The organism is Kitasatospora sp. NPDC056651 (assembly GCF_042792155.1).
Classification (GTDB): domain Bacteria; phylum Actinomycetota; class Actinomycetes; order Streptomycetales; family Streptomycetaceae; genus Kitasatospora.
In genome coordinates this window covers 58,768-70,010 of the sequence record NZ_JBHTWX010000022.1, presented here as the reverse complement: position 1 = coordinate 70,010, position 11,243 = coordinate 58,768, and the positions used below count along the sequence as shown (strand labels likewise).

Annotated in this window: 9 protein-coding genes; 4 read left to right on the top strand and 5 right to left on the bottom strand. The window is 72.2% G+C overall.

Annotation, left to right across the window (positions count from 1 at the left end):
• Positions 1-57: 57 nt before the first annotated feature.
• Together dnaJ and hrcA are read right to left on the bottom strand one after the other, a co-directional pair.
• Entirely contained in the window at positions 58-1,197 is a 1,140-nt protein-coding gene (dnaJ, locus tag ACFRAR_RS12025; RefSeq protein ID WP_380697470.1) for a molecular chaperone DnaJ, read from the bottom strand.
• 81 nt (positions 1,198-1,278) lie between these two features.
• The gene (hrcA, locus tag ACFRAR_RS12020; RefSeq protein WP_380697469.1) at positions 1,279-2,313 is read right to left on the bottom strand and encodes a heat-inducible transcriptional repressor HrcA; all 1,035 of its coding nucleotides are present in this window, start codon (positions 2,311-2,313) and stop codon (positions 1,279-1,281) included.
• A gap of 284 nt (positions 2,314-2,597) precedes the next feature.
• Here hrcA and htpX point away from each other — a divergent pair, with 284 nt between their 5' ends.
• Together htpX and ACFRAR_RS12010 are read left to right on the top strand one after the other, a co-directional pair.
• Entirely contained in the window at positions 2,598-3,518 is a 921-nt protein-coding gene (gene htpX, locus ACFRAR_RS12015) for a zinc metalloprotease HtpX (RefSeq protein ID WP_380697467.1), read from the top strand.
• Positions 3,519-3,540: 22 nt separating this feature from the next.
• Positions 3,541-4,125, top strand: a complete 585-nt coding sequence (locus ACFRAR_RS12010; protein ID WP_380697466.1) for a hypothetical protein — start codon at positions 3,541-3,543, stop codon at positions 4,123-4,125.
• Between the two features lie 66 nt (positions 4,126-4,191).
• Here ACFRAR_RS12010 and ACFRAR_RS12005 read toward each other — a convergent pair whose 3' ends face one another.
• Positions 4,192-4,848, bottom strand: a complete 657-nt coding sequence (locus ACFRAR_RS12005; RefSeq protein ID WP_380697465.1) for a hypothetical protein — start codon at positions 4,846-4,848, stop codon at positions 4,192-4,194.
• Positions 4,849-4,888: 40 nt separating this feature from the next.
• Between ACFRAR_RS12005 and ACFRAR_RS12000 the strand changes: the two genes are divergently transcribed.
• Positions 4,889-5,716: a DUF3097 domain-containing protein gene (locus tag ACFRAR_RS12000; RefSeq protein WP_380697463.1), complete on the top strand. Its 828-nt coding sequence runs from the start codon at positions 4,889-4,891 to the stop codon at positions 5,714-5,716.
• Positions 5,717-5,844: 128 nt separating this feature from the next.
• On the opposite strand, the gene hemW is transcribed toward ACFRAR_RS12000, so the two are convergent.
• Together hemW and ACFRAR_RS11990 are read right to left on the bottom strand one after the other, a co-directional pair.
• Positions 5,845-7,074, bottom strand: a complete 1,230-nt coding sequence (gene hemW / locus ACFRAR_RS11995) for a radical SAM family heme chaperone HemW (RefSeq protein ID WP_380697462.1) — start codon at positions 7,072-7,074, stop codon at positions 5,845-5,847.
• Positions 7,075-7,133: 59 nt separating this feature from the next.
• Positions 7,134-9,056: an AMP-dependent synthetase/ligase gene (locus ACFRAR_RS11990; protein WP_380697460.1), complete on the bottom strand. Its 1,923-nt coding sequence runs from the start codon at positions 9,054-9,056 to the stop codon at positions 7,134-7,136.
• A gap of 359 nt (positions 9,057-9,415) precedes the next feature.
• On the opposite strand from ACFRAR_RS11990, the gene ACFRAR_RS11985 reads away from it, so the two are divergent.
• Positions 9,416-11,149, top strand: coding sequence for an ABC transporter ATP-binding protein (locus ACFRAR_RS11985; protein ID WP_380697459.1), 1,734 nt, complete (start codon positions 9,416-9,418; stop codon positions 11,147-11,149).
• The last annotated feature ends 94 nt before the right edge of the window (positions 11,150-11,243 follow it).

Here is an 11,243-nt window from a genome sequence, read left to right as displayed (position 1 = left end):
GGACGAAACCGCGGTGGTGGTGCCGGGGCCCGCACCCCGGCACCTCCTCACGGACGGCTACCGGCCGTTGAAGGCGTCCTTCAGACGCGAGAACAGGCCCTGCTGGCCCGGCGCGAACTGGCCGGACGGCCGCTCCTCGCCACGCAGCACCGCGAGGCGGCGCAGCAGCTCCTCCTGCTCGGCGTCGAGCTTGCTCGGCGTCTTCACCTCGACGTGCACTATCAGGTCGCCCCGGCCGCCGCCGCGCAGGTGGGTGATGCCCCGGCCGTGCAGCGGGATCGACTGGCCGGACTGGGTGCCGGGCCGGATGTCGACCTCCTCCAGCCCGTCCAGGGTCTGCAGCGGCACCTGGGTGCCGAGCGAGGCCGCCGTCATCGGGATGGTGACGGTGCAGTGCAGGTCGTCCCCGCGCCGCTGGAAGATGGTGTGGGTGGTCTCGGCGATCTCGACGTACAGGTCGCCGGCCGGGCCGCCGCCGGGGCCGACCTCGCCCTCGCCGGCCAGCTGGATCCGGGTGCCGTTGTCGACACCGGCCGGGATCTTGACCGTCAGGGTGCGGCGGGCGCGCACCCGGCCGTCGCCGGCGCACTCCGGGCACGGGGTCGGCACCACGGTGCCGAAGCCCTGGCACTGCGGGCAGGGGCGGGAGGTCATGACCTGGCCCAGGAAGGACCGGGTGACCTGGGAGACCTCGCCCTTGCCGCGACACATGTCACAGGTCTGCGCCGAGGTGCCGGGGGCCGCGCCCTCGCCACTGCAGGTGGTGCAGGTGACGGCGGTGTCGACCTGGAGTTCCTTGGTGGTGCCGAAGGCGGCCTCCTCCAGGGTGATCTCCAGCCGGATCATGGCGTCCTGGCCGCGGCGGGTGCGCGAGCGCGGACCGCGCTGGCCGGCCGCGGCGCCGAAGAAGGCGTCCATGATGTCGGAGAAGCCGAAGCCCGCCGCGCCGGCGCCGAAGCCGCCCGCTCCACCGCCGCCCGGGGACAGCGGATCCCCGCCGAGGTCGTAGACCTGGCGCTTCTGCGGATCGGAGAGCACCTCGTAGGCGGCGTTGATCTCCTTGAACCGCTCCTGCGTCTTCGGGTCCGGGTTGACGTCCGGGTGCAGTTCGCGTGCCAGGCGCCGGAACGCCTTCTTGATCTCGTCCTGCCCCGCATCCCGTCGGACGCCGAGTACCGCGTAGTAGTCCGTGGCCACCAAATGCTCCGCTTGTTCCGCCTGTAGTAGTGCTGCGACTGGTAGCCGGTCCGCCGGATTTCCGACGGAACCGGCCGATTGCTAGGACTCGGCCAGGATCTGGCCCACGTACCGCGCCACCGCCCGCACCGCCCCCATTGTGCCCGGGTAGTCCATCCGGGTCGGACCGATCACGCCCAGTTTGGCCACGCTCTCGTCGCCCGAACCGTAGCCGACCGAAACGACCGAGGTGGAATTCAGCCCCTCGTAAGCGTTCTCCCGGCCGATCCGGACCGTCATCGCGGCGTCCCCGGTCTCACCCAGGAGGCGGAGCAGGATGACCTGCTCCTCCAGGGCCTCCAGCACCGGCTGGATGGTGAGCGGGAAGTCGTGTCCGAAGCGGGTCAGGTTGGCCGTGCCGGCCAGCATGATCCGCTCCTCGTTGTGTTCGGCGAGCGTCTCGAACAGGGTCACCAGGACCGTACTGACGGTCGGCCGGTCGGCCTGTTCGAACAGCGCCGGCAGTTCCTCCAGCAGCCCCGGGACCTCCGGGAGGCGCCGACCGGCGGCCCTCGCGTTGATCCGGGCCCGCAGGTCCGACAGGAGCGTCTCCCCGACCGTGCCCGGGCAGTCGACCATCCGCTGCTCGACCCGGCCGGTGTTCGTGATCAGCACCAGCATCACCTTCACCGGGGCCAGCGCCACCAGCTCGATGTGCCGGACGGTGGAGCGGGTCAGCGAGGGGTACTGCACCACCGCGACCTGCCGGGTCAGCTGGGCGAGCAGCCGCACCGTGCGGGCCACCACGTCGTCCAGGTCGACCGCGCCTTCCAGGAAGTGCCGGATGGCCCGGCGCTCGGGGGCGCTCATCGGCTTGACCTCGGCGAGCTTGTCGACGAAGAGGCGGTACCCCTTGTCGGTCGGGATGCGGCCGGCACTGGTGTGCGGCTGGTGGATGTAACCCTCCTCCTCCAGCGCCGCCATGTCGTTGCGGACGGTCGCCGGGGAGACCCCGAGGTTGTGCCGCTCCACCAGGGCCTTGGAGCCGACCGGCTCCTCGGTGCCCACGTAGTCCTGCACGATCGCGCGGAGCACGGCGAGCTTGCGTTCGTCCAGCTGGCGGACCTCACCGGCCATGGGGCACGCACCTCCGTCTTCGCACGTTGTCCGTCTGCGTCCCTTGCTGCGGACCGCTCCCGGCGGCCCCGGCCCTGGCACTCTGAACGCACGAGTGCCAGAACCGTACCTGCCAGTGTAAGGCCCGGGTCCTACGGCAGGAACGGCCCGACCGGCGTGATCCTCCCCGCAGTTCCGGACCGGGCCCGCCGGACCCGGCAGTTCGATCCTCCTGGCGCGGGGGTGGTGCCGGGAGGCCGTCCGGGTGGCAGCATCGAAAGCGACGGCGAACGGAGGAGCAAGCGATGTCGAGCTCGGGCCAGCACTCCCGATTCGCGCCCGACCGCGGCCTGACCGGCCGCATGGTCGCGACGATGTTCGTGATCGGGCTGCTGTACGTGGGTTTCACCGGCCTGCTGATCGTGCTGCTGCGCGGCGCCTGGCCACTGATCGTGCTGATCTCGGGCGGCCTGTTCGTCGCCCAGTTCTGGTTCAGCGACAAGATCACCGAACGGGCGATGGGCGCCCACCAGGTGTCCCCGGAGCAGTTCCCCCAGCTGCACGGCACCATCGACCGGCTCTGCGCGCTGGCCGACATGCCCAAACCGCGGGTGGCCGTCGCCGACAACGACATGCCGAACGCCTTCGCCACCGGCCGCAACCCGCAGAACGCGGTGGTCTGCGTGACCACCGGGCTGCTGCGCCGGCTGGAGCCGGAGGAGCTGGAGGGCGTCCTCGCCCACGAGCTGTCGCACGTCGCCCACCGGGACGTCGCGGTGATGACGATCGCCGGGTTCCTCGGCGTCCTCGCCGGGGCGATGACCAGGATCGCCGTGTACGGCGGGTTCATGGGCGGCGGGCGCAACAACAACGACCAGAACGCGGCCATCCTCGCGCTGATCGTCCCGCTGGTGTCGATGCTCGTGTACGCGATCAGCTTCCTGCTCACCCGGCTGCTGTCCCGCTACCGCGAGCTGGCCGCGGACCGGGCCGCCGCCCAGCTCACCGGGCGGCCCAGCGCGCTGGCCTCCGCGCTGACCAAGGTGACCGGGCAGATCGCGGCCATCCCCAGCAAGGACCTGCGCCAGGCGCAGCCGTACAACGCCTTCTACTTCGCCCCCGCGCTGAGCGCCCGGGAGGCCGCCTCGCAGCTGTTCTCCACCCACCCGACGCTGGAGAAGCGGCTGGAGCAGCTGGCGAGGATCTCCGAGCAGCTCGGCCACTGAGCCCCTCCCCGAAAGGACCACCGTGGGATTCCTGGACACCCTGTTCGGCCGCAGCAAGCCCGTCAAGCCCGACCTGGACCAGCTGTTCGGCGTGCCGTCCGCCGCGCTCACCCTGGAGGCCGGGGCCGGGTTCACCCCCACCGGGCTCGGCTCGGTCTGCTTCGCGGCCGTCGAGGGCGCGGCCTTCGTCCAGGTCGAGCAACAGGTCCGGGCGCTGCTGGACGCCGACACCGAGCGCGGCGGCGTCCCGGTGGAGGCCTCCAAGGACGGCTACGGCTACTCCTGGCTGCTCGCCCGGCACCTGCCCGAGGAGCTGCCGGAGCTGGTGAACGACCTGCACGCGGTCAACAGCGAGCTGGAGGCGAACGGCTTCGGGCCGCAGCTGCTCTGCTCGCTGGTGGGCTTCCGCGACCCGCAGGGGCAGTCGCTGGCGCTGGTGTACCTCTACAAGCGGGGCACGTTCTACCCCTTCGCCCCGATGCCGGGCGGCGGGGAGCGGCGCAACAGCCCGCTGGAGCTCCAGGTCAACGCGATGCTGGGGAACGACCTGCGGCTGGAGAAGGACCTGAGCCGCTGGTTCCCGGTCTGGGGCGCGCCGGGCCTCTGAGGAGCCGCCCGGCACGCCCCGTCCGCCCTGGCGGGCCCGCTACGACCGTGCGGCTACGACGTGCGGCTACGACACCGCGCTGACGGCCAGTCCGAACAGGAACCGGACCGCCAGGACGCAACCGAGCAGCAGGAACCCGCACACGAGCAGCAGCCCGGCCATCCAGGCCAGGTCGACGAGCCGGTCCCCGGCGGTTCGCGGGACGTCCCAGGGGTCGCCGGACTCGTCCCGGAGGAGTTCCGGGGCGGGCAGCGGGCCCGCGAGGCCCAGACGCATGTGCTCCTCGGAGCAGTACGTCCGGGTGAGCAGCTCGGCGCAGCGGCGGTCGATCTCCAGGGACAGCCACCCCTCGGGCAGCTCCAGGCGCCCGCCGGCCGTCGTCCTGGACTCGGTCCGGCCGCAGACCTCGCACCGCTCCAGGTCCTCGCCGTCCTCGCCGTCGCCCTCGTCGTCGCCCTCCGGTCCGTCCGGCTCCGGCTGCCCGCCGTCGGCGCCCGGGGCCGCTGCGGCGGCCTGTGCGGCGACCTGTGCGGCGGCCGTCCCGGTGTCCCTGGTGTTCGCCAGCTCCGCCGCGACGAAGAGGCCGAAGGCGACCGCGAGGGTGATCACGGAGACGGCGGCGTACTGCGGCCGGCTGTCCTTCACGAAGCCGAAGGCCGCCCCGGAGAGCGCGAGGAAGAGGAGGGTCCCGGCCCGGACGGCACGGGATTGGAAGCGGTGCATGCGGTGATCATGCCAGCGCCCGGTCCCTATGATCACCCGTATGCGCAGCCGCCAGTACGGACCGGACCTGACCCCGCCGTGGAAGAAGCAACAGCCCGCCCCGGAGGTGCCCGCCGAGCGGGACCTGGTGGTCGAGGAGGCGGCGACGGGCTTCTGCGGGGCGGTGGTGCGCTGCGAGAAGACCGCCGAGGGGTTCACCGTCACCCTGGAGGACCGGTTCGGCAAGCACCGGGTGTTCCCGATGGTCCCGCGCGGCTTCCTGCTGGAGGGCCGGGCGGTCACGCTCATCCGCCCGGCCGGCCCGGCCCCCTCCCGGGCGCCCGGGCGCACCGCCTCCGGCTCGGTCGCCGTCCCCGGCGCCCGCGCCCGGGTCGCCCGCGAGTCGCGCATCTACGTCGAGGGCCGGCACGACGCGGAGCTGGTCGAGCGGGTCTGGGGCGACGACCTGCGGATCGAGGGCGTGGTCGTCGAGTACCTGCGCGGCATCGACGACCTGCCCGCGATCGTCGCCGACTTCGCCCCCGGCCCGGGCCGGCGCCTCGGCGTCCTGGTCGACCACCTGCTCCCCGGCACCAAGGAGCACCGCATCGCCGCCCAGGTCACCGGCGACGCGGTGCTGGTCGTCGGCCACCCCTACATCGACATCTGGCAGGCCGTGAAGCCCGCCAGCGTCGGCATCCCCGGCTGGCCCGCCGTCCCCCGGGGCGAGGACTGGAAGGAGGGCACCTGCCGCCGCCTCGGCTGGCCTGTGGACACCCCGGCGGCCTGGAAGCACATCCTGTCGAAGGTGGACTCCTACAAGGACCTTGAGCCCGAACTCCTCGGCCGGGTCGAGGAGTTGATCGACTTCACCGCCCTGCCGGAGTGACGGGGAACGGTCGCCGCGCCCCAGACCACCGACGACCATGACGGCGCGACGCCTCGGACCCCGTCACCCGGTCATCGATGGCGGTCATTGCGCGCTCCCTCCGACGGCTGACACCACGTTGACGACACTCAGTCCACCAGGTCACGTACCACCGCGTCGGCGAGCAGCCGGCCCCGGAGGGTGAGGACGGCGCGGCCCCGCTCGTAGGGGGCGGGGGCGAGGAGGCCGTCGGCGAGGTGCCGGGCGGCGGCCTCGCGGCCGGTGGCGGTGAGGAGGTCGAGGGCGACGCCCTCGACCAGGCGCAGTTCGAGGAGGACGCGTTCGACGCGGCGGTCCTCGTCGGCCAGCACCTCGCGGGCCTGGGCCGGGGTGCGGTGCTCGGCGAGGGCCCGGGCGTAGGCGGCGGGGTGCTTGGCGTTCCACCAGCGGACGCCGCCGACGTGGCTGTGGGCGCCGGGGCCGGCGCCCCACCAGTCGGCGCCGGTCCAGTAGAGCTCGTTGTGGCGGCAGCGGCCCTCGGGGGTGGTCGCCCAGTTGGAGACCTCGTACCAGGAGTAGCCGGCGGCGGCGAGCGCCTCCTCGGCGATCAGGTAGCGGTCGGCGTGCACGTCGTCGTCGATCATCGGCAGTTCGCCCCGCTTGACCCGGGCGGCCAGTCGGGTGCCCTCCTCGACGATCAGCGAGTAGGCGGAGACGTGGTCGGGCCCGGCGCCGATGGCGGCGTCCAGGGAGGCCCGCCAGTCGTCGTCCGACTCGCCCGGGGTGCCGTAGATGAGGTCGAGGTTGACGTGCTCGAAGCCGGCCGCCCGGGCCTCGGCCACGCAGGCCTCGGGGCGGCCCGGGGTGTGGTGGCGGTCGAGCAGCGCCAGGACGTGCGGGCGGGCGCTCTGCATGCCGAAGGAGATCCGGTTGTAGCCGCCCTCGCGCAGCTCGGCCAGGTAGGCCGGGTCGACCGACTCCGGGTTGGCCTCGGTGGTGACCTCGGCGTCCTCGGCGAGCCCGAACTCCTCGCGGATCGCGGCGAGCATCTTCACCAGGTCGCGGGCCGGCAGCAGGGTCGGGGTGCCGCCGCCGAGGAAGACGGTGCGCACCGGGAGGTCGGTCTGCCCCAGCACCTTCCGGGCGAGGCGGATCTCGGCGACCACGTTGTCCGCGTAGGTGTCCTGCGAGGCGACCGCCCCGGAGGAGCGCAGCTCGGTGGCGGTGTAGGTGTTGAAGTCGCAGTAGCCGCAGCGGCTGGCGCAGTACGGCACGTGCAGGTAGAAGCCGAACGGCCGCGAACCCAGTCCGTCCAGGGCGTGCGCGGGCAGGGAACCGTCGGACGGCACCGGTTCGCCGTCGGGAAGTGCGGAGGGCATGCACCCATTGTCCCGTACGGCCCGCGAAGCCTTCGCCGGCCGTACGGGAGCGGGGCCGCTCAGGCCTCGTTGGCGCCCGCGTACATCGCGCTCACCGCGTCCGCGTAGGTCCGCTCGACCACCGGGCGCTTGATCTTCAGGCTCGGGGTGAGCTCGCCGTGCTCGATGTCGAGGTCGCGCGGCAGCAGGTGGAACTTCTTGATCGTCTGCCAGCGCTGGAGGTCCGCGTTGACCCGCCTGACGAAGCCCTCGATCAGCTCGTGCACGGCCGGCTCGACGGCCAGCTCCGCGTAGGACCTGCCGGCCAGGCCGCGCTCGGCGGCCCACGGCAGCAGGACCGCCTCGTCCAGGCCGATCAGCGCGGTGCAGTAGTTGCGGCCGTTGCCGATCACCAGGATGTTGCTGACGAACGGGCAGACCGCCTTGAACTTGCCCTCGACCTCGCTGGGCGCCACGTACTTGCCGCCGGAGGTCTTGAACAGGTCCTTCTTGCGGTCGGTGATCCGCAGGAAGCCGTCAGGGGTGAGCTCGCCGATGTCCTCGGTGTGGAACCAGCCGTCCGGCTCCAGCACCTCGTCGGTCTTCTCCGGCAGGTTGTGGTAGCCGCGCATGACGCCCGGGCCGCGCAGCAGGATCTCGCCGTCCTCGGCGATCCGCACCTCGGTGCCGGGCAGCGGGCGGCCCACCGTGCCGATCCGCACGTCCTCCGCGCGGTTGACGCAGGAGCCCGCGCTGGTCTCGCTCAGGCCGTAGCCCTCCAGGATCGGCACCCCGGCGCCGATGAAGAAGAAGCCGATCTCCGGGGCGAGCGCGGCGCTGCCGGAGACCGCGCCGCGCAGCCGGCCGCCGAAGGCCGTCCGGATCTTCGCGTACACCAGCTTGTCGGCCAGCGAGTGCTGCACCCGCAGGCCCAGCGGCGCGGACCCGGTGCCGGTGGCGACCCGGTTCTCCTGGACCACCCGGGCGTGCTCGCGGGCGACCTTCGCCGCCCACATGAAGATCCTGTACTTGGCGCCGCCCTCGGCCCGCGCCTTGCCCGCGATGCCGTTGTAGACCTTCTCGAAGATGCGCGGCGCCGAGGCCATGATGGTCGGCCGGATCACCGGCAGGTTGTGGATGATCCGGTCCACCCGGCCGTCCACCGCCATCACGTGCCCGGTGGCGATCTGCCCCGAGATCAGCGTCTTGCCGAACACGTGCGACAGCGGCAGCCACATGAACTGCACGTCGTCGGGGCCCAGCAGCCCGCTGGCCTCCTGCGCCCGGCCCTCGTACGCCCAGCAGTCGTGCACCAGGCGCACGCCCTTGGGACGGCCGGTGGTGCCGGAGGTGTAGATGAGGGTGGCCAGCTGCTCCTTGCCGAGCCCGTCGACGGCCTTCTCAACCGCGTCCGGGTGCTCCGCCAGGTACCGGGCGCCGCGCTCCTCCAGCTCGGCGAGGGTGAGCAGCTCCAGACCGCCGGTCTCCGGGGCCTCGTCGGGCGCGTCGAAGAGGATCACGGTGCGCAGCCCGGGCAGCTCGTCGAGCCGGCCGACCGCCTTGGCCAGCTGGGCGGCGTTCTCCGCGAACAGCGCCCGGGAGCCGGAGTCGGAGAGGATGAAGCCGGTCTCGTCCGCGTTGGTGCTCGGGTAGACGGTGGTGATCGCGGCGCCCGCGCACATGGCACCGAGGTCGGCGACGATCCACTCGATCCGGGTCGAGGAGGCCAGGGCCACCCGGTCCTCCGCCTGGATGCCGAGCGCCATCAGGCCGGCGGCCACCGCCTTGACCCGGGCCGCGGTCTGCGCCCAGGTGAGCGAGCGCCACTGCTCGGCGCCGGGCGCGCCGTCCGCGGCCTGCTCGTCCACGGGCGAGGGGTAGCGGTAGGCCTCGGCGTTCGGGGTCAGGGCGACCCGCTCCAGGAACAGGTGGGCGACGGAGGCGGGACGCCCGGCGACCAGGTCGGGCCTGCCGGAGTCGATCAGGGACTGCGCGGAACTCAACGAGGACCTCCGGTGGCGGGTGGCCGTCTGAGGGATTGTCGCGGCGGCCGTGGGGGCGGTCACCGGGCCCCCGTTCACCGGAGCGGTACCGGTCAGTAACAAAGGGGCAATCAGCAGCCTAGGGGGAAACCGGTCATTCCGTAAGGGGGCAAGGGCCCACGGCACGCCACCGCCCCGCCCGTGCCGCGCCGCGCCCCGCCCGTGCCGCGCCGCGCCCGCGCCCGTGCCCGTGCCGCGACCGGCAGTTCGGCAAAGGCCCGGCAAACCTCTCGCCCCCGCCCGGCCCAATGGTCTGTACGACGCTACAGAACACCCAGAATTGGGGTGCGAACCCGACCGGCGACGACAAGAGTGTGCTAGTGCTGATCAGACTGCTGAGGGCGTACCTGCGCCCGTACTCCCGACCGATCACCCTGCTGGTGCTGCTCCAGCTGGTGTCCACCCTCGCGGCGCTCTACCTGCCGACGCTCAACGCCGACATCATCGACGACGGCGTCGTCAAGGGCGACACCGGCTACATCCTGCGCATCGGCGGAGTGATGATCGGCGTCACCCTCGTCCAGGCCCTCTGCTCCATCGGCGCCGTCTTCATCGGCTCCCGCACCGCGATGGCCTTCGGCCGGGACCTGCGCGCCGCCGTCTTCGACCGGGTCCAGAGCTTCTCCGCCCGCGAGGTCGGCCAGTTCGGCGCCCCCTCCCTGATCACCCGCACCACCAACGACGTCCAGCAGGTCCAGATGCTCGCCCTGATGAGCTTCACGCTCATGGTCGCCGCGCCGATCATGTGCGTCGGCGGCATCATCATGGCGCTCAACCAGGACGTCCCGCTGTCCGGCCTGCTGCTCGCCGTCATCCCCGCCCTCGGCGTCGTCGTCGTCCTGCTGGTCCGCGCCCTGCGCCCCAAGTTCCGCAGCATGCAGGAGCGGATCGACACCGTGAACCGGGTCCTGCGCGAACAGATCACCGGCATCCGCGTCATCCGCGCCTTCGTCAAGGACGACCAGGAGCAGGCCCGCTTCGCCGAATCCAACGAGGACCTCACCCAGGTCGCCCGCCAGGTCGGCCGGCTGATGTCCGTCATGTTCCCCGCCGTCATGCTGGTCGTGAACGTCTCCAGCGTCGCCGTGCTCTGGTTCGGCGCCCACCGCATCGACAGCGGCGCCATGGAGATCGGCGCGCTCACCGCCTTCCTCTCCTACCTGATGCAGATCCTGATGAGCGTCATGATGGCCACCTTCATGTTCATGATGGTGCCGCGCGCCGAGGTCTGCGCCGAACGCGTCGAAGAGGTCCTCGCCACCCACAGCAGCGTCGTCCCGCCCACCGCCCCCGTCACCGAGGTCCCGCGCCGCGGCAACCTCGAACTGCGCGACGTCGACTTCCGCTACCCCGGCGCCGAGGCCTCCGTGCTGCGCGGCATCGAGCTCACCGCCCGCCCCGGCGAGACCACCGCCATCATCGGCTCCACCGGCAGCGGCAAGTCCACCCTGCTCGGCCTCGTCCCCCGGCTCTTCGACGCCACCTCCGGCCAGGTCCTGATCGACGGCGTGGACGTCCGCGAACTCGCCCCCGCCACGATCGCCGAGAACGTCGGCATCGTCCCGCAGAAGCCCTACCTCTTCTCCGGCACCGTCGCCAGCAACCTCCGCTACGGCCGGCCCGACGCCACCGACGAGGAACTCTGGCACGCCCTGGAGATCGCCCAGGCCAAGGACTTCGTCGAGAAACTGCCCGAAGGCCTGGACGCCCCCATCGCCCAGGGCGGCGGCAACGTCTCCGGCGGCCAGCGCCAACGCCTCGCCATCGCCCGCACCCTGGTCCGGCGCCCCTCCGTCTACCTCTTCGACGACTCCTTCTCCGCGCTCGACTACGCCACCGACGCCAAGCTCCGCAAGGCCCTCGCCCGCGAGACCTCCGACGCCGCCGTCCTGATCGTCGCCCAGCGCGTGTCCACCATCCGCGACGCCGACCGGATCATCGTCCTCGACGAAGGCGCCGTCGTCGGCACCGGCACCCACCACGAACTGATGGCCGACAACCCGACGTACCGGGAGATCGTGCTCTCCCAGCTCACCGAGCAGGAGGCGGCGTGACCACCCCCGGACAGCCCGCGCCCGGACAGCCCGCGCCCGGCGCCGCGAAGGCCGACCTGACGAAGGCCGACACCGCGAAGACCGACACCACGAA

Excerpts from the sequence above, each read along its gene's own strand:
- hrcA (WP_380697469.1), bottom strand. The coding sequence starts at position 2,313 with ATGGCCGGTGAGGTCCGCCAGCTGGACGAACGCAAGCTCGCCGTGCTC.
- htpX (WP_380697467.1), top strand. The coding sequence starts at position 2,598 with ATGTCGAGCTCGGGCCAGCACTCCCGATTCGCGCCCGACCGCGGCCTG.
- ACFRAR_RS12005 (WP_380697465.1), bottom strand. The coding sequence starts at position 4,848 with ATGCACCGCTTCCAATCCCGTGCCGTCCGGGCCGGGACCCTCCTCTTC.
- ACFRAR_RS12000 (WP_380697463.1), top strand. The coding sequence starts at position 4,889 with ATGCGCAGCCGCCAGTACGGACCGGACCTGACCCCGCCGTGGAAGAAG.
- hemW (WP_380697462.1), bottom strand. The coding sequence starts at position 7,074 with ATGCCCTCCGCACTTCCCGACGGCGAACCGGTGCCGTCCGACGGTTCC.